The sequence below is a fragment of the Bacillus sp. 41-22 genome (assembly GCF_025809295.1).
GTDB lineage: Bacteria > Bacillota > Bacilli > Bacillales > Bacillaceae_G > Bacillus_A > Bacillus_A mycoides.
Map to the genome: position 1 here is coordinate 3,844,926 of NZ_CP084035.1, position 22,720 is coordinate 3,867,645.

Consider the following 22,720-nt stretch of genomic DNA (forward strand, 5'->3'; position numbering starts at 1 on the left):
TATTCGTCTGCCCTCGGACTAGAATTGATTCAATTTTCTGATTTTTTGTTTTATACTATACTATGTTGGATAAATCATCTATGCAACAAAATTATATTTTTTTATTTAAATTTTTTTGTGCTGTTTTTTTTATGAATAGTACAAGCTATGCTAAAATTAAAACAAAATAGGAGTTGGAGGAACAATCATGACACTACAAACATTCACATCAACTGATTTTGAAGTCTTTACTGTTGATGGTCTTGAAGAACGAATGAGCGCAATTAAAACGAATATTCATCCTAAGCTAGACGCTTTAGGGGAACAGTTTGCAGCATATTTATCACAACAAACTGACGAAAACTTTTTCTACCATGTAGCAAAACATGCACGCCGCAAAGTCAATCCACCAAACGATACTTGGGTTGCTTTTTCAACAAATAAACGTGGATATAAAATGTTACCACACTTCCAAATTGGTTTATGGGGTACTCATGCCTTCATATACTTTGGTTTAATCTATGAGTGTCCACAAAAAGTGGAGACGGCTCACGCCTTCTTAGAACATTTAAATGATTTAAAAACAAATATTCCAAATGACTTCGTTTGGTCCATTGACCATACTAAACCAGGTGTAAAATTACATGAAACGCTTGAAACGGAAGACTTACAAAAGATGATTGAACGTTTAGCTACTGTGAAAAAAGCAGAATTATTAGTCGGTATTCATATATCACCAGAGGAGTTTTCAGCAATGACCAACGAACAATTCCTTGCTAAGATTGAATCTACGATGCAACCACTCCTTCCTTTATATGCACTTTGTAATCGATAGTAGAAAACGGACAATTTATATTGTCCGTTTTTAGTTGTTATCACATTATAGCACTTTGTATTTTAATTTTCAAAATCTTTTTACATTTTTACAATCTTTTTTTCTGCTACTTCTTTTGCTCTTTGAATCGTACGATATATAGAATATCCACTTACTTCTTGAAATTCTTTATCAATTTTTTTCTCCGCTGCCTTCGATGGCACAATCTCTTTAAAACGACGATATAATTCCATCAAATCTTCTCTCAAAACTCCTTTTTCATATACCTTTTCAATCGCTTCATAAAACTTTACAACTGCTACCATTTCTTCATTTGACCAATTGTAATCAAGTGGATATTGATATTCCATTTTTGCACCTCATTCAGTATTCTTTCTTTTTCCATTATGCTACCTTTAAGACAAACTTTTATTCTTCACTATAGCCACTCTGCATTATACACCATTTATCCATTTCAATGGAATTGTCTTCCTCTTTGCAGCATTTAAAATATAACTATTAAACATACTCACCTTGAAAATGAGATTTTTCTATACATCTATAATTATTGGTGATATAATGCTTTTGTTTTATAGAGAATAAAGTGAGACTACCATCCCCAAAAAGGCTTTTGCGAATGGCAGAAAAACAAGTCAAGTTCTAAAAGTTTGTCATCTTAATTTCCTTTTAGAATGAGATGAAATCATATAAAACAAACTCTAATAAATATTACGAAGAAGAAGGGGTGTATAGATTGTCCCAATACGAAACACCATTGTTTACCGCTTTAGTTGAGCACAGTAAGCGAAATCCAGTTCAATTCCATATTCCTGGTCATAAAAAAGGACAGGGCATGGATCCTACATTTCGCGAATTTATTGGGCATAATGCATTAGCAATTGATTTAATTAATATTGCGCCGCTCGATGATTTACATCATCCAAAAGGTATGATTAAAGAAGCACAGGATTTAGCAGCCGCTGCTTTCGGTGCAGATCATACGTTCTTTTCTATTCAAGGTACAAGTGGTGCAATTATGACAATGGTGATGAGCGTGTGCGGTCCTGGGGATAAAATCCTCGTGCCACGGAATGTGCATAAATCAGTAATGTCAGCTATTATTTTCTCAGGTGCAAAACCAATTTTCATGCATCCTGAGATTGATCCGAAGCTCGGTATTTCACATGGGATCACAATTCAATCTGTCAAAAAGGCTCTTGAAGAGCACTCAGATGCGAAAGGCTTACTTGTTATAAATCCAACATATTTTGGGTTTGCTGCAGATTTAGAGCAGATTGTAGAATTAGCTCATTCTTACGATATTCCTGTACTTGTTGATGAGGCTCACGGTGTTCATATCCATTTTCATGATGAACTACCAATATCAGCTATGCAAGCAGGTGCAGATATGGCAGCAACAAGTGTTCACAAATTAGGTGGGTCTTTAACCCAAAGCTCTATTCTTAATGTAAAAGAAGGTCTTGTGAACGTAAAGCATGTCCAATCCATTATTAGCATGCTTACGACTACATCAACTTCTTACATTTTGTTAGCATCCCTTGATGTTGCTAGAAAACGTCTTGCTACAGAAGGAACAGCTCTCATAGAACAAACAATACAATTAGCTGAGCATGTTCGTGATGCTATTAATGCTATTGAGCATCTTTATTGTCCCGGAAAAGAAATGCTAGGAACAGATGCTACTTTTAACTATGATCCTACAAAGATAATTGTATCTGTAAAAGATTTAGGTATTACAGGCCATCAGGCTGAAGTATGGCTTAGAGAACATTACAACATTGAAGTAGAACTCTCTGATTTATATAACATACTTTGTCTTATCACATTTGGAGATACAGAAAGTGAAACAGATACACTTATTACAGCATTACAAGATTTAGCAGCAACATATAGAAATAGAGCAGACAAAGGTGTTCAAGTACAAGTAGAAATACCAGAAATACCTGTGCTAGCACTTTCTCCTAGAGATGCTTTTTATTCAGAAACAGAAGTCATTCCATTTGAAAACGCAGCAGGTCGTATTATAGCTGATTTTGTTATGGTTTATCCGCCAGGGATTCCAATCTTTACTCCGGGGGAAATTATTACACAAGATAACTTAGAGTATATTCTTAAAAATTTAGAAGCTGGGTTACCTGTACAAGGTCCTGAAGATATGACATTACAAACATTACGTGTTATTAAAGAGTACAAGCCTATCAGTTGATAGGCTTTTCTTTCACCTTTTTTCTCTTTTTTTCATACGATACTAAAGAATTTGACATTCCCACCCTAATGGGGCAAGCTGACTAACATCAGTGGGATTCTTGCTACCTAAGGCGAAGTCCATTTCTGGTATCGCTGACGTGCAAGATTGCGGTGTGCCATCACCACTCTCACAACAAATCGTATAGGTTCGTGAGCTACGGTACTTATACCATACCGTACAGATTCGTGTTCAGGTGTTTTAGCGTCTTGTTCTTGACGACACATATCATTTTACCGATAGCTTGAATTCGGCTATCGAACTCCCTATGCTATCTTTTTTCAAAGAACACATTGGCGTTTTAAAGACTTGTACTTGTCTGTAGTTAAAGTCTACCAAAATATAAAGTGAAACTTTAATCAGTGGGGTTTTGTTCATCCCCACTGATTATTAGCCTTCACCAATCGGGCGTTTACGGGCAGCAGGGCTCCAGCCGAATTTTGAGGTGGAATTCTTACTGCCCGCAAATAGCGGGATAAATGTTTTTCTATGAAAAAGCGATACTTTCATCCTATGTCTAAAGTCCAATATAGGCTTTCCCGTATCGCGAAATCTGTAACGTATAGGTGGGGATACCATTATGATTGTGATAGGCCGTTCTATTGTACACCCTTATATCACAAATGAATATGAGCCATTTGCAGCTGAAAAACAACAGATTTTATCCATAATGGCGGGAAATCAAGAAGTTTATTCCTTCCGAACAGCCGATGAACTCAGCTTTGATCTTAATTTACGAGTTAATATTATTACTTCCGCGCTAGAACTTTTTCAAAGTGGATTTCAGTTTCGTACGTTTCAACAATCTTTTTGCAATCCTCAGTTTTGGGAAAGAACATCACTTGGCGGATTTCAACTACTTCCAAACATAGCCCCTTCCATTGCCATCCAAGATATTTTTAAAAACGGAAAACTATATGGAACTGAATGTGCCACCGCAATGATTATCATTTTTTACAAAGCATTACTATCATTATATGAGGAAAAAACTTTCAACCGTCTATTCGCAAACCTCTTACTTTATACATGGGACTACGATCGCGACTTAAAGCTCATAACAAAAACGAGTGGCGATATCGTTCCAGGTGACCTCGTTTACTTTAAAAACCCACAAGTTAATCCAGCTACGATTGAGTGGCAAGGAGAAAATACAATCTATCTAGGAAACTTCTTTTTTTACGGACATGGCGTAGGCGTAAAAACGAAAGAGGAAATTATTTATTCATTAAATGAACGAAGGATCCCTTATGCTTTTATTTCAGCTTATTTAACCGATTTTATTACTCGTATTGATAGCCGTATGATGAGTCAATATGCCCCTCCTAACACGCCACAAACATCAATTGGATTTATTCCTATTAGAGATGATGCAATTGTTGCAACAGTCGGACATATAACTACAATCTATTAAAAAAACGCCTACATGTGTAGGCGTTTTTTCTTAATTATTAAGCTTTTGTATGTTCTTTATGGTCACATTCGCAATGAGATCCACATTTCCCATAAAGTACTGTTGATTTTTCATCTTCAAAATGTGCGATTGTTCCTTCACAAACTTGGCATACGATTGTTCCCATCTTCATTTCCCCCTGATTTTTAAGAATAATCTACTTATATATGATTAAGCTTTCGCATTGTCTCTACTAGCACAGTCACAATTGGAACCACATTTCCCATAAAGTACTGTCGTTTTCTCATCCTCAAAATGTCCGATTGTTCCTTCGCAAACTTGACATACGATTGTTCCCATTTTTCATTTCCCCCTAAGTTTATGGTCCTAAAAACTTTTAGCTGTCAATTTCCTATCAATTATTGGGCTTTTGTATGTTCTGTGTGATCACATCCGCAAGATCCACATTTCCCGTAAAGTACCGTTACTTTCTCATCCTCGAAGTGTGCAATTGTACCTTCACAATCTTGACATACGATTGTTCCCATTTTTCATTTCCCCCTAAGTTTATAATCCCAAAAACTTTTGTAACCGCTTAACTTTCTGTCTTTATTTTAATATGTTATACTTTTTACGTCAATAGGTTTTTAGTATAACACATTAAATATTTTAAAATTAAATTAGTATGCGATATTAACACAAAAAAACAGCCATATCTCATACGTACGACTGTTTCTTGTTAATTATTCTTCATACTCCGCATGCAAAGAAGTAGACGGAACAAGAAATTTAAAAAATTGAGCTAACTCCTCCGCCTCCTCTTCCGATCCTAACTTAAAAGTTTCCTGTATATATGGAACATTTTCTACATCATCTCTCCCAAGCAAAGTAGATCTCCCTGTTTGCATACAAACAATAAGTGGCTTTCCAAAAAACATATTTGTATAAATAACTCCAAAATCATAACGTGTATCATGCGTCATAAATCCTAAAAATCGTACCTTCACACTTTCATGCTCATCATACAATTTTTCAAACATGAGTTTCCACCTTTCTAAATAACACTTCCTACTCATTAATATATTAAACAAAAAAAGTAATACTCCTTTTAATTGTCAAAAAATTCAGTAGGATGTAGAATGATATTATTCTACTAAGCTAAGGGGGAATTTGTATGCAACACGCCTTTATCACACTTGTACCTAAATCCAATCAACAATCTGTTTCAATAGAAGATGTTAAACACCTTTTTCATAACTATAAAACCGTTACTTCCAAGACTGGTAATCAAATTAATTATGCTTATACAAATACAGCTTTTCCTTATGAAATATTAGATACATCAGCAACAACATTAAAACTCCAATCGAGTCACGATCGATATGATTCTATTTATGTTGGGATTGGAATAGAAAAGGAACAATCTTTTATTCAGGTTTCTTTGCCTACTACAGCAACATTTGGTGATAAAGGAAAAGCAAATGAATTTAGCCGTTTTCTAGCGAAGAAATTAGAAGGAGAGTTACAACTATTTAATGGAAGAACAATGTATTTCTATAAACGTTAATTTAAAAAATAGAGAATATGATTAAAAAAAGTATGCAATTTGAACACGTAAGGAATAATGCCTGCTTTCTTACGTGTAATACAAAACATGCAATCACATATGCCAAATAAAGAAATACGAAAAAGAGAATTACTTTATAATGAAACTTATCACCATTCGATAATGTTAATACAATGGAAAAACCACTCCATAATAGAAAATGATAAAATATAACATGTAATATTCTCATGGAACCTTCTCCTTTGACATGCTCTATTTTATTAATATATGGGATTAAGTTTGAATCAATTACATATTATATAACGGCATATATGCTAACGGTTCATTTAAAGTATTATATATTCATTCGACAAGTACATATAAAGACCTTGCAAGTCATTTTATGAAAATAAAAATACCCCATCTCTTTAAATAAGAGATGGGGTATTTACATTACTTAAATTATTTTACAATGTGAATTGGCATTCCAAGAGCAACTTCAGCTGCTTCCATTGTGATTTCACCTAATGTTGGGTGAGCATGGATTGTTTGAGCGATATCTTCAGCTGTCATTCCAGCTTCGATAGCTAAACCAATCTCAGAGATAATATCAGAAGCACCTGCACCTGCAACTTGCGCGCCTACAAGAAGACCATCTTCTTTACGCGTTACAAGTTGTAAGAAACCGTCAGTGCTGTTTAATGATAACGCACGACCGTTTGCAGCGAATGGGAACTTAGATACAGCTACTGTCATTCCTGCTTCTTCAGCTTGTTTCTTAGTGTAACCAACAGATGCTAATTCTGGATCAGTGAAGCATACTGCAGGAATTCCGATGTAATCGATTGCTGATGCATGGCCACTAATTACTTCAACAGCTACTTTACCTTCGTAAGAAGCTTTGTGAGCTAATGGTGGTCCAGGAACGATATCACCGATTGCATAGATGTTTGAAATATTTGTACGGCATTGCTCATCAATTTCGATAATGCCACGGTCAGTCATTTTAATTCCAACTTGCTCAAGACCGATTTCTTGAGTGTTTGGACGACGACCTACAGTTACTAATACGTAATCTGCTTCTACAGTTTGGATTTCACCGTTAACTTCAAAGCTAACTTTTACGCCAGTTTCTGTTTCTTCAACGCCTTTAGCCATAGCTTTTGTATGGATATTTACGTTACCTTTTTTCTGTAGAGCACGTTTAACAACAGAGCTCATAGCTTTTTCGAAACCAGCTAAGATTTCGTCGCCAGCTTCTACTACAGTAACTTCTGTACCGAAGTTAGCATATGCAGTACCTAATTCCATACCGATGTAACCGCCGCCGATTACAACAAGTTTTTTAGGAATTTCAGGTAAGCTTAAAGCGCCTGTAGAGTTGATAACACGTTTAGAGTATTTGAATCCTGGAATTTCGATTGGTGTAGAACCAGTTGCAAGAACAGCATTTTTAAACGTATAAGTTTGTGCTGCATCTTCAGTCATTACGCGTAATGTGTTAGCATCTACGAAGTAAGCTTCACCGCGAATGATTTCAACTTTGTTACCTTTAAGAAGGCCTTCAACACCGCCAGTTAATTTCTTAACTACGCCGTTTTTCCATTCTTGAACTTTTGTAAAGTCAACTTTTACGTTCTCTGCAGTGATACCCATGTCATCAGAATGCATTGCATTCTCATAACGATGACCTGCATTGATTAACGCTTTTGAAGGAATACATCCAACGTTTAAGCATACGCCACCAAGGTTAGATTTTTCAATAATCGCTACCTTTTGACCTAATTGTGCTGCACGAATTGCCGCAACGTATCCACCAGGACCTGCACCAACAACGACTGTATCTAATTCAATTGGGAAATCTCCTACTACCATTGTTATTACGCCTCCATTACTAATAATTGTGGGTCATTCAATAGACGTTTAATTTGGTTTAATGCTTTTTGAGCAGTTGCGCCGTCAATTAAACGATGGTCAAAGCTTAGAGATAATGCTAATACTGGAGCTGCAACGATTTCACCGTTTTTCACAACTGGTTTCTCAGCGATACGGCCGATACCAAGGATTGCTACTTCTGGGTGATTGATAACTGGAGTGAACCATTGTCCACCTGCAGAACCAATGTTTGTAATTGTGCAAGAAGCACCTTTCATTTCAGTTGGAGCTAAACGACCATCACGTGCTTTACCAGCAAGTTCATTGATCTCGTTAGAAATAGTAAAGATAGATTTACGATCTGTATCTTTAACAACTGGTACTAATAGACCTTTGTCTGTATCAGCTGCGATACCGATGTTGAAGTAATGTTTATGAACGATTTCTTGAGAAGCATCGTCTAAAGCAGTATTCAACATTGGGAATTCACGTAATGCAGATGTTAAAGCTTTTACAACGTATGGAAGGTAAGTTAATTTAATACCTTTGTCAGCTGCAACAGCTTTGAACTTCTTACGGTGAGCAACAAGTTCTGTTACATCTACTTCATCCATTAATGTTACGTGAGGAGCTGTATGCTTAGAGTTAACCATTGCTTTCGCAATCGCTTTACGGATACCACTCATTTTCTCACGAGTTTCTGGATATTCACCAGCTGGGATTGGTTGTGCTTTTGGTGCTTCTTCTTTCGCTGCTGCTGCTGGAGTAGCTTCTACTGCTGCTGGAGCCTCAGTTGCTGCTACAGTTTGTCCACCATTTGCAAATGCATCGATGTCAGTTTTCACAACACGGCCGTTCTTACCAGAACCAGCTACTTTATGAATATCTACACCTTTTTCACGAGCATATTTACGAACAGATGGCATAGCGATTACACGCTCATTTACTACTTCTGCAGTTGCTGCTGGAGTAGTTTCCGCTGCTGGCGCTTCTACTGCTGCTTCTTCAGCTTTTGGAGCTTCATCATGATCGTCACCTTTAAATTTAAGGTTTTCGTATCCAGGAGCATCAAATTTAATTAATGTATCTCCTACAATTGCAACTGTTCCTTCTTCTACAAGTACTTCAAGTACTTTACCTTTAACAGGAGAAGGGATTTCTACTACTGCTTTATCATTTTGTACTTCAAGAAGTACATCATCTTCATTTACTTCATCGCCTGGTTTAATAAACCATTTTACGATTTCACCTTCGTGGATACCTTCACCGATATCTGGTAGTTTAAATTCAAATGCCACGGAATTCAGCCCCCTGATTCATTTCATTATTATGGAATATGTACAAAAGAAACCAGCATGTGCTGATTTCTTTTGCACATGAAAAACTAAAAATTAGAAGTTCATTACTTTGTTAACAGCTTCAACAATATCTTTATGGTTTGGTAACCATACGCTCTCAGCTTGAGAGAATGGGAATACTGTATCAGCAGCTGCAACACGTACAACTGGAGCTTCTAAGTTTAAGATTGCACGGTCGTTAATTTCCGCTACAACGTTAGCTGCAATACCAGCTTGTTTTTGAGCTTCTTGAACTACAACTACGCGGCCTGTTTTTTCAACAGAAGCGATGATTGTTTCGATATCTAATGGTTGAACTGTACGTAAGTCAACAACCTCTAAAGAGATACCTTCTTTTTCAAGTTCTTCAGCAGCTTTTAATGCAGCATGAACCATAGCACCATAAGCGATAACAGATACATCTGTACCTTCACGTTTGATGTCAGCTTTGCCTAAATCAATTGTGTAATCACCTTCTGGTACATCTTGACGGAATGAACGGTACAATTTCATATGCTCTAAGTAGATAACTGGATCGTTGTCACGAATCGCAGAGATTAAAAGACCTTTTGCATCGTATGGAGTAGATGGAATAACAACTTTTAGACCAGGTTGTTGTGCCACTAATCCTTCTAAGCTATCAGCATGTAGTTCAGGAGTATGAACACCACCACCGAATGGAGAACGAATTGTTACTGGAGCAGTCCAACGTCCACCAGAACGGTAACGCATACGAGCTAATTGACCAGAAACTGAATCCATTACTTCATAAATGAAACCGAAGAATTGGATTTCTGGAACTGGACGGAAGCCTTCAAGTGCAAGTCCAACTGCAAGTCCACCAATACCAGACTCTGCAAGTGGAGTATCCATTACACGATCTTCACCGAATTCAGCTTGTAAACCTTCAGTAGCACGGAATACTCCGCCGTTTACACCAACGTCTTCACCAAACACAAGTACGTTAGGATCATTTTTCATTTCAACGCGTAAAGCATCAGTGATTGCTTGAATCATTGTCATTTGAGCCATGGCTTACTTCGACTCCTTTTCTTTGTAAATTTCATATTGTTCAGCTAAGTTGTAAGGCATTTTTTCGTACATGATTTCCATTAAATCAGTAACTTTTTGTTTTGGAGCTTGGTCAGCCTTAGCAATTGCTTGTTTGATATCTTCTTTTGCTTCTTCGATAACTTTCTCTTCAACTTCTTGAGACCATAGGCCTTTGTTTTCTAAGAATGCACGGAAGCGTACGATTGGATCTTTTTGTTCCCATTCGTTTTCGATATCTTTTGTACGGTAACGAGTTGGGTCATCACCAGCCATTGTATGTGGACCATAACGGAATGTTAAAGTCTCGATTAAAGTAGGACCTTCGCCATTTACTGCGCGCTCACGAGCGAAAGCAGTTGCTGCGTATACAGCTAATGGATCCATACCGTCTACTTGAATTCCGTAAATACCTGCTGCTACTGCTTTTTGTGCTACAGTTTTAGCTGCAGATTGCTTTTCTACTGGAGTAGAGATTGCATAACGGTTGTTTTGTACAACGAAGATTGCTGGAGCTTTGAATGCACCCGCAAAGTTCATACCTTCGTAGAAGTCACCTTGTGAAGCACCACCGTCACCAGTGTAAGTAATTGCAACAGATTTTTTACCACGTAATTTCATACCTAACGCAACACCAGCAGTTTGGATGATTTGCGCACCGATAATGATTTGTGGAGCAAGTGCATTTACATTCTCAGGCATTTGGTTACCCATGAAATGTCCACGAGAGAATAAGAATGCTTGGTATAATGGTAGACCGTGCCACACTAATTGTGGAACGTCACGATATCCTGGTAAGATGAAATCTTCTGCTTCAAGTGCGAAATGACTTGCTAATTGAGAAGCCTCTTGTCCAGCAGTTGGTGCGTAGAAACCTAAACGTCCTTGACGGTTTAAAGAAATAGAACGTTGATCTAGTACGCGAGTATACACCATACGGCGCATTAATTCTTTTAATTGATCATCAGATAATTCAGGCATAGCTGCTTCATTCACAACTTCGCCTTTTTCATTTAAAATTTGTAATGTTTCAAATTGAGCTGCGATAGCTTTCATTTGCTCATCAACATTAAATAGGGTCTTTTTTGTTTTAGTACCCATTCCGTTCACCTCTTCCTCTCTTGAACCATATTCTGAAACGCTTTCACTATCTATTAGCTAGACTGAAAGCGCAACAATGTAAACCAACAAATTTGTTTGTCGGTTGAGAATAATTTTGTGTACCTAACAATCTGTACTAATGTTTTTTCAAAAACATATTAATACAATCTTGATCACGTTTTTTAGTTTACAACTATTCTAATTACGATGTCAATTACTTTGAATACGTTTTTTTATAAATAATATGCCGGTTTCCTCTACACAAACGTGTTTTTATTTTTCACATCTGTATTAGTAAGCAATAACCTGCTGTTATATTATTCCCTTTTTAACTTATTTTTTCTCTTAGAATAATATGTAAACGATTTAATTCTCCTTAGTTTTTCTCTCTTCTCAAGAAAATTATACAAACACTTCTTCCTTTTATAGGTAAATACCTATACATTTCTGATCATTCCTCCATACATTATAGTAACCGCAGTATTAGCGGGAAATGATAAAGGAGGTCATCTCATGTACGGATACTCATATTGCTATCCAACAACTTGTTCATATCCTTCCTACGGTTATGGCGGTTCTTGTGGCGGATCTGGAAGCGGCTTCGCCTTAATCGTTGTGTTGTTTATCCTTTTAATTATCGTTGGTGCTGCTTGCATTCGCTAATTAATGTAAAATGAAACAACTATGGAAAGAAACAGACGGCTTTGCCGTCTTTTCTTTTTATTACATAACTTATCTGTAGAAGATTTGTTTCCAAGTAGCTCTTCCTTACTTGCCGATGACTTTTTTTATCTCTTTTGGTAGACTAAAGGAGAAAGGAGAGATTACATATGCTTACAATGAATGAGGTAATTCGTGAAGGAAATCCTATTTTGCGCGACGTCGCAGAAGAGGTCTCCTTACCTGCTAGCGAGGAAGATACAAATACTCTTAAAGAAATGATTGAATTTGTAATAAATAGCCAGGACCCTGAAATGGCTGAAAAATATAATTTACGCCCCGGAATCGGATTAGCGGCTCCGCAAATCGGTATTTCAAAGAAAATGATTGCGGTTCATGTAACTGATACGAATGATACGTTATATAGCTACGCATTATTTAACCCAAAAATCATTAGTCATTCTGTTGAACGTACATATTTACAAAATGGTGAAGGCTGTCTATCTGTAGACCGTGAAGTACCTGGTTATGTCCCTCGTTACACGAGAATTACAGTAAAGGCAACAACGATTAACGGTGAAGACGTAAAACTGCGATTAAAAGGTTTACCAGCAATTGTATTCCAACATGAAATCGACCATTTAAACGGTGTTATGTTCTATGACCATATTAATAAAGACAATCCATTTGTGGCTCCCGATGATTCAAAACCTCTCGAGCGATAATAGTAAAAAGGCGGAAGTTAATCTTCCGCCTTTTTATTATGTGAAATGGGTTCCACACTTACTTATAACAAGCCAGCCCACTTTAATCCGTGATAAATACCGTCTTCATTAACATCTTTTGTCACATAATTAGCAAGTTTTTTCAAATCCTCATGACCATTCCCCATCACAATGCCCGTTCCTACTGCTTCAATCATTTCTAAATCATTTAATCCGTCCCCAAATGCATATACTTGTTCACGATTAAATCCTATTTTCTCAATAAACTTCTCAATCCCTTTTGCCTTAGAACCACCATTAGGGATAATATCCATTGAATATGCATGCCAGCGTATAAAATGAAAATCTGGATAATGATGAATAAACTTTTCTTCTTCGTTTACTTCACAAAAAAGAAGCGTTTGATAAATATCGCGTTTCTCATAAAAATCAGGTTCATATGCCGGATGCTCGAATTGTAAGCTTCCAAAACCTTCTTTTACATAATCATGATATTCCACTGACGCTCTCATTTCTTGATGGTCAAGATATACAAGTGGATATCCTTCTTGTTTTGCAAACTGAGTAAACTTATGTAGAGCATCAGGATGTAATGGATTATTAAATAATACCTCATCCTCAAATACAACATACTGCCCGTTAAAACTAACATAATTATGTATATTGAGTTCCTCACGAATATCTTCAAACATAAATGGCGCACGCCCTGTTGCAATCGCTACATGCACACCTTTTTCTTGTAAATCTCTTACTGCATCTCTTGTAGATTGCGGAATTTTCTTATCATGATCTAATAATGTTCCATCAATATCAAAAAAGACAATTTTATCATTCATTTGTCAAAATCCTTTCTGGCACTCTATATTCCTATTTTGATTATCACTTTTCAAATTTCAAAAAAAAGTATAACATATTAAACATCTGTGAAGAAAGCGTTCACTTTCTGACCTTATTTATGAAATGTGCATATACTATTAGTGAAAAAATGTGGATACTTGTTCGGATGAATTTTCTTTTCTATTCTTCCTCATACTATATCTATAACTAACGGCTACTAATCGTTACTACAAGATAACTTACACTATACTAAAAAGAACAAGATTCACTATTCACTTCTAATCTTCTTTCTTGTATGGGAGACAGAGTTATCATTAGTAATATGCATGTTTTAAATAAGGAAAGGAAGGAGTAATCATGCTGAAGAAGCTGAAGAAAAAGCTCAAGCGTTATTTAAACGATTTAGTCCGTAAGAAGACAATCGCTTAAATTGTGCCCATTTCGGGCTTTTTCTTCATTCTCATTCGAAAAAACATGAAAATCGTGACTGTTTGCTTTATAATAAGTAACAGATAATGCAAAACATAGACAAGGAGAGGTTTTCCCAATGATTTTTAAAGTATTTTATCAAGAAAAATTAACTGAGGTCCCAGTACGTGAAAATACAAAAGTTTTATATTTAGAGGCTACGTCTCAAAAGGATGTTCGTAAAAAATTAAATAAGTTCGCATATAATATCGAGTTCGTTCAGTCTGTTACTGGTGCTCATCTTGAATATGAAAAACAAAACGCTGATTTAATATTAGCGGAGATCGTATAGTCATATGAAATTCCTAAAAAATGATCAAGCTGCCGTTTTTGCACTCGGTGGTCTTGGTGAAATCGGTAAAAATACATATGCTGTTCAATTTCAAGATGAAATTATTATAATTGATGCTGGAATTAAATTTCCAGAAGACGAACTCCTCGGGATCGATTATGTAATACCAGATTACACTTATTTTGTGCGAAACGAAGATAAAATTAAAGGGTTATTCATTACACATGGTCACGAAGATCATATCGGTGGAATTCCTTATCTATTACGTCAAGTAAACATTCCAATTTACGGTGGAAAATTAGCAATTGCCCTAATAAAAAACAAATTAGAAGAGCACGGATTACTTCGTAAAGCAAAACTTTATGAAATTCAAGAAGATGATGTTATTAAATTTAAAAAGACATCTGTTTCCTTCTTCCGTACAACTCACAGTATTCCGGATTCATACGGAGTTGTTGTGAAAACACCTCAAGGACAAGTCGTTCATACAGGTGATTTCAAATTTGATTTCACACCAGTAGGTGAGCCAGCAGATTTAACAAAAATGGCCGAAATCGGAAAAGACGGTGTACTTTGTCTCTTATCTGATAGTACAAACAGTGAAGTGCCAAACTTTACGATGTCTGAGCGCCGCGTTGGTGATAGTATTCAAGATATATTCCGCAAAGTAGACGGTCGTATTATATTCGCAACCTTTGCATCGAATATCCATCGCTTACAACAAGTTGTTGAGGCTGCTGTTGAAAACAATCGTAAAGTAGCTGTATTCGGTCGAAGTATGGAAGCGGCTATTGAAATCGGACAAAACCTTGGTTATATCCGGTGTCCAAAGGATACATTCATAGACACAGCTCAGCTAAACCGCCTACCAGCTAATAAAGTTGTTATGTTATGTACAGGTAGTCAAGGGGAACCGATGGCAGCACTTTCACGTATTGCCAATGGTACACATCGTCAAATTCAAATTATCCCTGGCGATACAGTTGTTTTCTCTTCTTCACCAATCCCAGGCAATACAATTAGTGTAAGTCGTACAATTAACATGTTGTACCGCGCTGGTGCTGATGTAATCCATGGTAAACTCTCAAATATTCATACGAGTGGACACGGTGGACAAGAAGAACAAAAGTTAATGCTACGTCTTATTAAGCCGAAATATTTCATGCCAATTCATGGTGAATACCGTATGCAACGTATGCATATGAAATTAGCTAATGATTGTGGTATTCCAGAAGAAAATTGTTTCATTATGGATAATGGAGATGTTCTTGCTTTACGTTCTGATGAAGCAAGCGTAGCTGGGAAAATCCCATCTGGCTCTGTCTATATCGATGGAAATGGTATTGGAGATATCGGTAATATCGTATTACGTGATCGTCGCATTCTTTCTGAAGAAGGACTTGTTATTGTAGTTGTAAGCATTGATATGAAAGAATTTAAAGTTGCAGCAGGACCTGATATCATCTCGCGTGGTTTCGTTTATATGCGTGAAAGCAGCGATTTAATCAACGATGCTCAAACATTAATTACAACACATTTAGAAAAAGTAATGGAGCGAAAAACAACACAATGGTCTGAAATTAAAAATGAGATTACAGACACATTAGCACCATTCCTATACGAAAAAACGAAACGTCGTCCAATGATTTTACCAATCATTATGGAAATATAAGAAAAAGGACAATGCCTCCTCGGCATTGTCCTTTTCTCTTATCTTAAAAAATGCTTAAAACGATCTACTTCATCGTCATGACCAATTACAATTAATATATCTCCCGCCTGAACATTTTCTGTAGCTCGAGGAGATACGATAACTTCTTTTCCACGTTTAATTGCTACAATGTTCAAACCAAACTTCGCACGAATATCTAATTCAATTAAAGAGTGCCCATCAATTTTTTTATTTGCGATAATCTCTACAATACTATGCTCATCTGAAAGCTCTAGATAATCTAACACATTACTTGATGCGATATTATTAGCAATCCTTTTTCCCATATCTCGTTCTGGATGCACAATATGATCTGCCCCTATTTTACTTAACACTTTTTCATGATAGTCATTTTGAGCTTTTACAGTAATATTTTTCACACCTAATTCTTTCAAAATTAACGTTGTTAAAATACTTGAATTCAAATTATCTCCAATAGCAACGACTACATGATCAAAATTACGAATACCAAGACTTTTTAATACCATCTCATCTGTTGAATCTGCAATTACAGCATGCGAAGCTATATTTGCAAACTCATTAATTTTATCCTCATCTGAGTCAATTGCCATTACTTCCATACCTAATTGAGCTAATTCACGGCAAATACTTCCACCAAAACGGCCAAGCCCAATAACAGCAAATTCTTTCTCTTTTTCGCCCACATGAATTCCTCCAATAACATCAAATACTATGTACTTTTATTGTAACATACTTTAAATTCGCTACAAAAACCTGTATATACTTCTTATTTTTGTTTTTGCATATAAAAATACTGTTGTAAATAAAACGCGATACCGAAAATTAACATACCAAATACAAATATATTTCCAAATGAACTAAATGTTTCAAAAACGAACAATAGCGTTTCTTGTCCGAAAAAAGCAAATAAAAGTTGTGTAAATGCGAATAACAGTGCCAATATGTAATGATGTTGATGGAATAAATAATGTGTTGCGCCTAAAAAAGCTACAAGCGAAACAATGAAGATCCACCAAGTTTCTAAAAACAATTGCCAATTAGTAAATTGATATCCATTTACTAATATCGCAATAATTCCTATAACTGCCATCGTCGGCACACTCCATAATAATGCACGCCCTCTAAAGAAGTGCGCACCTTTTGCATCTCCTTTTTCATTTGCGATGTATGTTAGCACGACAGTACTTATATACAAAACAGAGAGGATTGTTAAAACAATGATAAGCCAAAAATGTAATTGATAATATTCATGTTCTATATTCGTCACAATTGCAGCTAACATACATGGAATAAACATCCCTGTCCAACCATCTATTTTCCTTTCGTTCCAAAACACCGTATTACCAATCCGAATTCCTAATAGCATAAAAATAATGATACCTAGTACAAATAACGTAGTCTTATTCCCTACTAAACTCGTTGAGAAAGCAATTAATCCAATAAATAAAAAAAGAACAAATCCATTCATAATTTCTAGTACAGGTGACAAATATCTTTTCACCCATTTGTATGTTTCTTCATATTCACTATTATTTGCTAAACGATAGGCGTAAAAACTTATCCCAAAATAAACCGCCGCAATAATAACATATGCATATAAGACGAAACATAAAATCGCACTGCTAATTTGCACGTAATTCCCCACCCTTTTTTCTATGTATCACATTGATTTTACACACTTTTCATACTAAAAGTAAACATATATAGGGTAGTTAAATAATTATCTTCCCTATTAGCAATAATTAATAATGAGCAGTGGCTAAAAACCCCCTGCTCATTATTAAGACGTCAAATTTAACTTTACTCATTTGTATGAAGATGTCTAACACTAACGAATACGAAAGATGTTTTCGTCTCTGAACTAAGAAGTCCCCACTCTAAACTATTGCACAATTAGCGAGTAAGTTCACTTTCTATTTCCCTTCCACTTCACATATTGATTTAAAAATACAATTGCTTTCTCAATAACCTCTTCGTCTGGTTTTAATTTCGCATGATGTAAACCATATTCTGAATTTACTCCAAGCCAAAACATAAATCCAGGTATCTCTCGAAGCATATAACCAAAGTCTTCACCTGTCATTGCCTCCGTACACGTAATTACGTCCATAGTCGTTTGTTCACGTGTAAATTGCATAAACTCTCTCGTTAGCTCCTCATGGTTATACACTTGATGATACATCGCTCCGTAGTCAATAACAGCTTCACATTGAAAAGAAGCTTCTATTCCCGCAACAATTGCCTCAATTCGGCTTTTAACACGTTTCATTGATTCCACTGATAGCGTTCGAATTGTTCCTTCTAAACGAGACTTTTCTGCGATAATGTTTTGAACTGTACCACCTGTAATTTTCCCAATTGTAATTACCGCACTGTCAAGAGGGTTCACATTACGACTAATAACTGATTGAAGTTGTGTAACGAGATGACTCGCTGCAACAATCATATCATTTGCTGTATGCGGATATGCAGCATGTCCACCTTTTCCTTTTAAATCAACGTATAGCTCTGATGTATTCGCAAATAATAAACCTTCTTTTGTCGCGATTGTTCCCACAGAGTATTCAGGCGCAATATGAAGTCCAAGAATCATATTAGGCTTCCATTCTTTTAACTCATCGCTTTCTAACATAGGAAGTGCACCACCTGGACCTTCTTCAGCTGGTTGGAATATAAACACAAGATCATCATCTATTCTTTCGCTTACAGCCGCTGTTAGAAGTCCTAAACCGATTGTTGCATGCAAATCATGTCCACATGCATGCATCATTCCTTCATGGACAGAAGAGAATTCATATCCAGTTTCCTCTGTAATTGGTAGACCGTCTATATCTGCACGATAACCTATTATTTTTTCTGGATTTTTTCCATTTACTTTAACAATTACACCTGTTTTCCATGTTTTCACTTCCAAATATTCATTAGGAAGCGTTCCTATATAATCTAAAATATACTGTTGTGTTTTCCACTCTTTAAATCCAATCTCCGGAATTTTATGTAAATCTCTACGAACTTGGACAAATTTGCTTACTGTCATTTTTGCACCTCTATCTATAAAAAGCGTAAGAGCACATTCATGCTCTTACGCTTTTTATTTTTTATTTCTCTGGGTTTAATTGACGAAGCTCTTGTTTAATTTCAGTTTTTGCTTTTGTCTTCTCATCAATTTCTTTAATTACACGTGCCGGAGTTCCCGCAACAACTGTATATGGAGGCACATCTTCTGTTACAACAGCTCCTGCTGCTACAACTGCACCTTTACCTACTGTAACGCCTTCTAGAACAACTACATTTGCACCAATTACAACATCATCTTCAACAATAACTGGTTTTGCAGAAGGTGGCTCAATAACACCGGCAAGTACAGCACCTGCACCTACGTGACAGTTCTTACCAACTGTTGCACGTCCACCAAGCACTGCGTTCATGTCGATCATAGTACCTTCACCAATTACAGCACCGATGTTAATTGTTGCATTCATCATGATAACAGCGTTGTCACCAATTTCTACATGGTCACGAATAATCGCGCCTGGCTCAATACGAGCTTTAATACCTTTTAAATCAAGCATTGGAATTGCAGAATTACGACGGTCATTCTCAACTACATAGTCAACAATGTGCTTGCTATTTTCATCAAGAATTGTCTTAATTTCAGACCATTCTCCGAATAATACACCAGATTTTTTATTTACAAATGCTTGTACTGTTTCAGGGAATGTTACCTCTTTTAAATCCCCTTTTATGTATACCTTTACAGGAGTTTTCTTTTCACTGTTTTGAATAAACGAAATAATTTCGTTAGCGTCCATCATTTTCATTCTTGTTGCCTCCTAAATCCATTTATAATGTTACTCTACCAAACGATAGAGCGAGTAGCAAGACAATAATCTTATTTTCCCATTTGAATTTCTTCTATAATTTCTAAAAATGCTTGTACTTGCTTCAACTGCCTTGCCGAGTCACTCGTCAATAACCATGTTTCTCTCGTTAATTGAACAGGTGTTTTATACATATTTTCCTGCACTTCTTTTAAAACAGTCGAAGGTAAAAGAGCATAACCTATTCCATTTAAAACAAGCTGTTTGCACGTTTCAATTTGGTCAACTACAATCGTTCGCTTAGGTGGATTTGAAAATAATCCATACCACCAATTTTGTATTTGTCCATAGTAGGTCGAATCACTTTTAAATTGAATAAATGGTCTATTTGTCTCTTTTAACATCGAAATATCTTTTATTTCTTTATCAACTAAATATAATTCATCTTCAAATAATTGTTGTTTCTGCCCTTTGTATTCTTGTGATCCTCTCAGTATAGCAACATGAACGTCTCCTTCATAAAATTGCTTTTGCACTTCACTACTCCAGCCAGTAAACAGAGATATCTTCACAGAAGGATACTTATGCACAAATTTTTTCAAAACAGGTGGAAGCCAATATTGCCCAATGACTGATGCAACAGCTATTTTTAACGTACCGTATGTTTCGGTTCTAAAAAGAGCCAGTTCACTTTTAATACCCTCTTCCCGTTGTAACATTTCTTTTGCATAATTTGCAACTTTTTCCCCTTCAGGTGTAATTGTTAATCCTTTTTGTGAACGAATAAAAAATTTCATTCCCCATTGTTTCTCCATAGATTGTAATCGTTGACTAAGCGCAGGTTGGGAAACAAATAAACGTTCCGCCGCTTTTCTCATATTTGATTCCTGAGCTAACACAACCATCATTTGAAAATCATCAATTTGCAACTTTCTCCCTCTTTCCTTAGCTTCCATACACCTAATTTTAATAAGTATTTCATCCTTAATTTAATTGCATACTTTTATACATTAGAACGGTTTGTTAGTTCAAACTTTTCTTATGCTTTATGTCTTTTTAAATATAATACATACACAACTGATATGCACGAAAAAAAGTGACTTCGCCTTTTCTGTGAAGTCACTTTCCCTACGTTATCGATTATGCTGTCTCACTTTTTTATTCAACAATTTTAAAATAGCCCGCCGTGTTAAAATACCCTCGAAGTAACCTTCTTCATTGACAGCGCAAATAAAAGGATGATCAATTGTCATTTCTAAAGCTTTTGCAAAAGAATCTTCTAACATAAGAACTGGAATCTCTTCCTTCATCACTTGTTCCACTTTCATATTCTCAAGTCTTTCAAACTCAATGCGCTCTAATCCTAAAATACCATCTAAAATCATAGCAGTACTAATTAACCCATGTAATTTATACATAGGGTCTAAAACAGGAATCGCCGAATATCCAGATTTCACAAGAACGAGTAAAGCATGTTCTAGACCATTCCCTATTTGTACATGTGCTACTTTATCTGATGAAATCATTAAATCCTTCACAAGAATTTGTTGAAACTCGTCTTTCGGAATACTAATCATGTTACATCCCCCATTTTCCCTTTTTCCTGCTAATATTCTCCGGTCCTATTCACATTTTATGATAGCGTTTTCATATTATTATTTTGTCCTGACATTCTTCTAATAAAAATACATAACTATTTTAGCATATAACATAAAAAAAAGACTACCATTCCGGTAGTGCTTAATACCCTTTATTTTTTAATCGGTAAAACAATCTTGTGATTTTTTTATATTGCGTCACATCTATCTGTTTTAAACCATTCTCAATGTCTGTAAGCTCCACCGCTAAAATTTCGCTCGCGTAATTTTGCTGAAACAGAATATCCAACAATAAATTTTCTTCTTCTCTTGTTAAAACAAATTCCTTTTCCATATGCTCCTCTCCTTGCACTCGCATCATCACTCTCATTATATAAATTTTTCAGTCTATTTAACAGATGTAATATTCAGTTTTTGTTAGAAATACTTAACGACTGCGAATATATAGACATCATTTCACATTATTTTGTATATCTGTTTGCGTAACTAAATGCCGCATAAGCATCTGGTTTAATTTTTGCTGTTAATCCCATTGCTTGAATTTTCATCGTCATATCTAAAATAAATTCTTTTGTTAAACCATCATTCCCGATATCTAAATGAATCTCCATTATGAATCCTGCTCCATCTTGAGCGTATGGGTGCAATAAATCCCATATCGCTTGTATATGATTGGGAGTAAATAGATAGGCGATTTCTTGACTAAACTGTGTTTCTAAATATATTTTCTCTCGCAACGTTGCTGGCTTATTTTTCACTGATTTATGATGCAAACATCCCCATGCTCCTTTTCCAACACGATGAATATGTATCGCTGTAATAAACCTCGTATCCTTTTGATGCGCTTGTGAGTCTGTCCCAATAGATAATCGATATAAATTTCGCGGATCCTTTTCAATGAAACTACAAATACGGTTAAATACCATATCAAAATTCAAATGTCTCTCTGAAACATTATAAAATGTATGCTCACCGTCCACATAGTCACGTCCTTTCAATTAGACAGACTTTTCGTATTCTCATTGTATGGGACAAAAACAAAAATTATAACTTACTACCCTTTATTCGTTTCAATATTTCGAATTACATAATTACAAAACCTACATGTATATATTACATTTTGATTAGATTGGGCGGTTAATACGTGATTAATTTCAGCATGACTGTGACAATTAGGACAAATAACAATCGGTAAGCGTTCCATCCTTTGCACCTCCTATTAATATTTACTATCATTGTAGGAAAAATGAAAAATTCCTATACATATA

General features: G+C 35.8%; 28 protein-coding genes. 8 read left to right on the forward strand and 20 right to left on the reverse strand.

Annotation, left to right across the window (positions count from 1 at the left end):
- The first annotated feature begins 187 nt into the window (after window positions 1-187).
- Complete coding sequence (locus tag LCF45_RS19510; protein ID WP_002128876.1) at window positions 188-814, forward strand: YktB family protein; 627 nt, start codon at window positions 188-190, stop codon at window positions 812-814.
- 80 nt (window positions 815-894) lie between these two features.
- Here the strand turns inward: LCF45_RS19510 and LCF45_RS19515 are convergent, their stop codons facing one another.
- Window positions 895-1,164, reverse strand: coding sequence for a UPF0223 family protein (locus tag LCF45_RS19515; protein WP_002014862.1), 270 nt, complete (start codon window positions 1,162-1,164; stop codon window positions 895-897).
- 383 nt (window positions 1,165-1,547) lie between these two features.
- Here LCF45_RS19515 and speA point away from each other — a divergent pair, with 383 nt between their 5' ends.
- Both speA and LCF45_RS19525 read left to right on the forward strand, forming a co-directional pair.
- A complete protein-coding gene (gene speA / locus LCF45_RS19520) occupies window positions 1,548-3,020 on the forward strand; it encodes an arginine decarboxylase (protein WP_002128878.1) in 1,473 nt (490 codons plus the stop codon).
- Window positions 3,021-3,639: 619 nt separating this feature from the next.
- Window positions 3,640-4,470, forward strand: a complete 831-nt coding sequence (locus tag LCF45_RS19525) for a protein-glutamine gamma-glutamyltransferase (RefSeq protein ID WP_263893261.1) — start codon at window positions 3,640-3,642, stop codon at window positions 4,468-4,470.
- Window positions 4,471-4,507: 37 nt separating this feature from the next.
- Here LCF45_RS19525 and LCF45_RS19530 read toward each other — a convergent pair whose 3' ends face one another.
- The 4 genes from LCF45_RS19530 to LCF45_RS19545 form a co-directional block, all read right to left on the reverse strand.
- Window positions 4,508-4,636: a GapA-binding peptide SR1P gene (locus LCF45_RS19530; protein ID WP_000536785.1), complete on the reverse strand. Its 129-nt coding sequence runs from the start codon at window positions 4,634-4,636 to the stop codon at window positions 4,508-4,510.
- Window positions 4,637-4,680: 44 nt separating this feature from the next.
- Window positions 4,681-4,809 carry a GapA-binding peptide SR1P gene (locus tag LCF45_RS19535; protein WP_002033839.1) on the reverse strand — a complete coding sequence of 43 codons (129 nt, stop codon included), beginning with the start codon at window positions 4,807-4,809 and terminating at the stop codon, window positions 4,681-4,683.
- Between the two features lie 59 nt (window positions 4,810-4,868).
- Window positions 4,869-4,997: a GapA-binding peptide SR1P gene (locus LCF45_RS19540; protein WP_000536778.1), complete on the reverse strand. Its 129-nt coding sequence runs from the start codon at window positions 4,995-4,997 to the stop codon at window positions 4,869-4,871.
- A 195-nt stretch (window positions 4,998-5,192) separates the two neighbouring features.
- A complete protein-coding gene (locus tag LCF45_RS19545) occupies window positions 5,193-5,489 on the reverse strand; it encodes a DUF3055 domain-containing protein (protein WP_000462037.1) in 297 nt (98 codons plus the stop codon).
- 134 nt (window positions 5,490-5,623) lie between these two features.
- Here LCF45_RS19545 and LCF45_RS19550 point away from each other — a divergent pair, with 134 nt between their 5' ends.
- The gene (locus LCF45_RS19550; RefSeq protein WP_002128879.1) at window positions 5,624-6,016 is read left to right on the forward strand and encodes a DUF1885 family protein; all 393 of its coding nucleotides are present in this window, start codon (window positions 5,624-5,626) and stop codon (window positions 6,014-6,016) included.
- Between the two features lies 1 nt (window position 6,017).
- Here the strand turns inward: LCF45_RS19550 and LCF45_RS19555 are convergent, their stop codons facing one another.
- The 5 genes from LCF45_RS19555 to pdhA all read right to left on the reverse strand — a co-directional run bounded on the left by LCF45_RS19555 (window position 6,018) and on the right by pdhA (window position 11,358).
- On the reverse strand, window positions 6,018-6,245 hold the full coding sequence (locus LCF45_RS19555; protein WP_002088334.1) for a hypothetical protein: 228 nt from the start codon (window positions 6,243-6,245) through the stop codon (window positions 6,018-6,020).
- Between the two features lie 212 nt (window positions 6,246-6,457).
- Window positions 6,458-7,870 carry a dihydrolipoyl dehydrogenase gene (gene lpdA, locus LCF45_RS19560; protein ID WP_002014851.1) on the reverse strand — a complete coding sequence of 471 codons (1,413 nt, stop codon included), beginning with the start codon at window positions 7,868-7,870 and terminating at the stop codon, window positions 6,458-6,460.
- A gap of 5 nt (window positions 7,871-7,875) precedes the next feature.
- The gene (pdhC, locus tag LCF45_RS19565; RefSeq protein ID WP_002033838.1) at window positions 7,876-9,168 is read right to left on the reverse strand and encodes a pyruvate dehydrogenase complex dihydrolipoyllysine-residue acetyltransferase; all 1,293 of its coding nucleotides are present in this window, start codon (window positions 9,166-9,168) and stop codon (window positions 7,876-7,878) included.
- Between the two features lie 93 nt (window positions 9,169-9,261).
- Window positions 9,262-10,239 (reverse strand): pyruvate dehydrogenase complex E1 component subunit beta, encoded by a 978-nt coding sequence (pdhB, locus tag LCF45_RS19570; protein WP_000068162.1) that lies wholly within the window; start codon window positions 10,237-10,239, stop codon window positions 9,262-9,264.
- Between the two features lie 3 nt (window positions 10,240-10,242).
- Window positions 10,243-11,358, reverse strand: a complete 1,116-nt coding sequence (gene pdhA / locus LCF45_RS19575; protein ID WP_000536893.1) for a pyruvate dehydrogenase E1 component subunit alpha — start codon at window positions 11,356-11,358, stop codon at window positions 10,243-10,245.
- A gap of 513 nt (window positions 11,359-11,871) precedes the next feature.
- Between pdhA and LCF45_RS19580 the strand changes: the two genes are divergently transcribed.
- Together LCF45_RS19580 and def are read left to right on the forward strand one after the other, a co-directional pair.
- On the forward strand, window positions 11,872-12,021 hold the full coding sequence (locus tag LCF45_RS19580) for a YjcZ family sporulation protein (RefSeq protein ID WP_002014847.1): 150 nt from the start codon (window positions 11,872-11,874) through the stop codon (window positions 12,019-12,021).
- Between the two features lie 167 nt (window positions 12,022-12,188).
- Window positions 12,189-12,743, forward strand: a complete 555-nt coding sequence (gene def / locus LCF45_RS19585) for a peptide deformylase (protein ID WP_002014846.1) — start codon at window positions 12,189-12,191, stop codon at window positions 12,741-12,743.
- Window positions 12,744-12,805: 62 nt separating this feature from the next.
- Here the strand turns inward: def and LCF45_RS19590 are convergent, their stop codons facing one another.
- A complete protein-coding gene (locus LCF45_RS19590; protein WP_002014845.1) occupies window positions 12,806-13,579 on the reverse strand; it encodes a Cof-type HAD-IIB family hydrolase in 774 nt (257 codons plus the stop codon).
- Between the two features lie 548 nt (window positions 13,580-14,127).
- Here LCF45_RS19590 and LCF45_RS19595 point away from each other — a divergent pair.
- Complete coding sequence (locus LCF45_RS19595) at window positions 14,128-14,340, forward strand: DNA-dependent RNA polymerase subunit epsilon (RefSeq protein ID WP_000576436.1); 213 nt, start codon at window positions 14,128-14,130, stop codon at window positions 14,338-14,340.
- A 4-nt stretch (window positions 14,341-14,344) separates the two neighbouring features.
- On the forward strand, window positions 14,345-16,012 hold the full coding sequence (gene rnjA, locus LCF45_RS19600; protein WP_002033834.1) for a ribonuclease J1: 1,668 nt from the start codon (window positions 14,345-14,347) through the stop codon (window positions 16,010-16,012).
- A 38-nt stretch (window positions 16,013-16,050) separates the two neighbouring features.
- On the opposite strand, the gene LCF45_RS19605 is transcribed toward rnjA, so the two are convergent.
- The 9 genes from LCF45_RS19605 to LCF45_RS19645 all read right to left on the reverse strand — a co-directional run bounded on the left by LCF45_RS19605 (window position 16,051) and on the right by LCF45_RS19645 (window position 22,656).
- The gene (locus tag LCF45_RS19605) at window positions 16,051-16,716 is read right to left on the reverse strand and encodes a potassium channel family protein (RefSeq protein ID WP_000504033.1); all 666 of its coding nucleotides are present in this window, start codon (window positions 16,714-16,716) and stop codon (window positions 16,051-16,053) included.
- Between the two features lie 83 nt (window positions 16,717-16,799).
- The gene (locus tag LCF45_RS19610) at window positions 16,800-17,666 is read right to left on the reverse strand and encodes a hypothetical protein (protein WP_002014843.1); all 867 of its coding nucleotides are present in this window, start codon (window positions 17,664-17,666) and stop codon (window positions 16,800-16,802) included.
- Between the two features lie 273 nt (window positions 17,667-17,939).
- Complete coding sequence (locus LCF45_RS19615; RefSeq protein WP_002033831.1) at window positions 17,940-19,070, reverse strand: N-acetyldiaminopimelate deacetylase; 1,131 nt, start codon at window positions 19,068-19,070, stop codon at window positions 17,940-17,942.
- Between the two features lie 61 nt (window positions 19,071-19,131).
- Complete coding sequence (gene dapD / locus LCF45_RS19620) at window positions 19,132-19,854, reverse strand: 2,3,4,5-tetrahydropyridine-2,6-dicarboxylate N-acetyltransferase (RefSeq protein WP_002128886.1); 723 nt, start codon at window positions 19,852-19,854, stop codon at window positions 19,132-19,134.
- A gap of 71 nt (window positions 19,855-19,925) precedes the next feature.
- A complete protein-coding gene (locus LCF45_RS19625; RefSeq protein ID WP_003191095.1) occupies window positions 19,926-20,810 on the reverse strand; it encodes a transcriptional regulator CcpC in 885 nt (294 codons plus the stop codon).
- A gap of 177 nt (window positions 20,811-20,987) precedes the next feature.
- Window positions 20,988-21,431: a cyclic-di-AMP-binding protein CbpB gene (gene cbpB / locus LCF45_RS19630; protein ID WP_002066926.1), complete on the reverse strand. Its 444-nt coding sequence runs from the start codon at window positions 21,429-21,431 to the stop codon at window positions 20,988-20,990.
- 163 nt (window positions 21,432-21,594) lie between these two features.
- Window positions 21,595-21,786: an antirepressor AbbA gene (abbA, locus tag LCF45_RS19635; RefSeq protein ID WP_033708000.1), complete on the reverse strand. Its 192-nt coding sequence runs from the start codon at window positions 21,784-21,786 to the stop codon at window positions 21,595-21,597.
- Window positions 21,787-21,913: 127 nt separating this feature from the next.
- Window positions 21,914-22,432, reverse strand: a complete 519-nt coding sequence (locus LCF45_RS19640; protein ID WP_002033829.1) for a ribonuclease H-like YkuK family protein — start codon at window positions 22,430-22,432, stop codon at window positions 21,914-21,916.
- A gap of 74 nt (window positions 22,433-22,506) precedes the next feature.
- Window positions 22,507-22,656, reverse strand: coding sequence for a hypothetical protein (locus tag LCF45_RS19645; protein ID WP_002033828.1), 150 nt, complete (start codon window positions 22,654-22,656; stop codon window positions 22,507-22,509).
- Window positions 22,657-22,720 lie beyond the last annotated feature (64 nt).

What these genes read in the sequence shown, in the direction of transcription:
- LCF45_RS19510 (WP_002128876.1), top strand. Translation starts at nt 188, where the DNA reads ATGACACTACAAACATTCACATCAACTGATTTTGAAGTCTTTACTGTT.
- LCF45_RS19515 (WP_002014862.1), bottom strand. Translation starts at nt 1,164, where the DNA reads ATGGAATATCAATATCCACTTGATTACAATTGGTCAAATGAAGAAATG.
- LCF45_RS19525 (WP_263893261.1), top strand. Translation starts at nt 3,640, where the DNA reads ATGATTGTGATAGGCCGTTCTATTGTACACCCTTATATCACAAATGAA.
- LCF45_RS19530 (WP_000536785.1), bottom strand. Translation starts at nt 4,636, where the DNA reads ATGGGAACAATCGTATGCCAAGTTTGTGAAGGAACAATCGCACATTTT.
- LCF45_RS19535 (WP_002033839.1), bottom strand. Translation starts at nt 4,809, where the DNA reads ATGGGAACAATCGTATGTCAAGTTTGCGAAGGAACAATCGGACATTTT.
- LCF45_RS19540 (WP_000536778.1), bottom strand. Translation starts at nt 4,997, where the DNA reads ATGGGAACAATCGTATGTCAAGATTGTGAAGGTACAATTGCACACTTC.
- LCF45_RS19545 (WP_000462037.1), bottom strand. Translation starts at nt 5,489, where the DNA reads ATGTTTGAAAAATTGTATGATGAGCATGAAAGTGTGAAGGTACGATTT.
- LCF45_RS19550 (WP_002128879.1), top strand. Translation starts at nt 5,624, where the DNA reads ATGCAACACGCCTTTATCACACTTGTACCTAAATCCAATCAACAATCT.
- LCF45_RS19555 (WP_002088334.1), bottom strand. Translation starts at nt 6,245, where the DNA reads ATGAGAATATTACATGTTATATTTTATCATTTTCTATTATGGAGTGGT.
- lpdA (WP_002014851.1), bottom strand. Translation starts at nt 7,870, where the DNA reads ATGGTAGTAGGAGATTTCCCAATTGAATTAGATACAGTCGTTGTTGGT.
- pdhB (WP_000068162.1), bottom strand. Translation starts at nt 10,239, where the DNA reads ATGGCTCAAATGACAATGATTCAAGCAATCACTGATGCTTTACGCGTT.
- pdhA (WP_000536893.1), bottom strand. Translation starts at nt 11,358, where the DNA reads ATGGGTACTAAAACAAAAAAGACCCTATTTAATGTTGATGAGCAAATG.
- LCF45_RS19580 (WP_002014847.1), top strand. Translation starts at nt 11,872, where the DNA reads ATGTACGGATACTCATATTGCTATCCAACAACTTGTTCATATCCTTCC.
- def (WP_002014846.1), top strand. Translation starts at nt 12,189, where the DNA reads ATGCTTACAATGAATGAGGTAATTCGTGAAGGAAATCCTATTTTGCGC.
- LCF45_RS19590 (WP_002014845.1), bottom strand. Translation starts at nt 13,579, where the DNA reads ATGAATGATAAAATTGTCTTTTTTGATATTGATGGAACATTATTAGAT.
- LCF45_RS19595 (WP_000576436.1), top strand. Translation starts at nt 14,128, where the DNA reads ATGATTTTTAAAGTATTTTATCAAGAAAAATTAACTGAGGTCCCAGTA.
- rnjA (WP_002033834.1), top strand. Translation starts at nt 14,345, where the DNA reads ATGAAATTCCTAAAAAATGATCAAGCTGCCGTTTTTGCACTCGGTGGT.
- LCF45_RS19615 (WP_002033831.1), bottom strand. Translation starts at nt 19,070, where the DNA reads ATGACAGTAAGCAAATTTGTCCAAGTTCGTAGAGATTTACATAAAATT.
- dapD (WP_002128886.1), bottom strand. Translation starts at nt 19,854, where the DNA reads ATGAAAATGATGGACGCTAACGAAATTATTTCGTTTATTCAAAACAGT.
- LCF45_RS19625 (WP_003191095.1), bottom strand. Translation starts at nt 20,810, where the DNA reads ATGGAAGCTAAGGAAAGAGGGAGAAAGTTGCAAATTGATGATTTTCAA.
- cbpB (WP_002066926.1), bottom strand. Translation starts at nt 21,431, where the DNA reads ATGATTAGTATTCCGAAAGACGAGTTTCAACAAATTCTTGTGAAGGAT.
- abbA (WP_033708000.1), bottom strand. Translation starts at nt 21,786, where the DNA reads ATGGAAAAGGAATTTGTTTTAACAAGAGAAGAAGAAAATTTATTGTTG.
- LCF45_RS19645 (WP_002033828.1), bottom strand. Translation starts at nt 22,656, where the DNA reads ATGGAACGCTTACCGATTGTTATTTGTCCTAATTGTCACAGTCATGCT.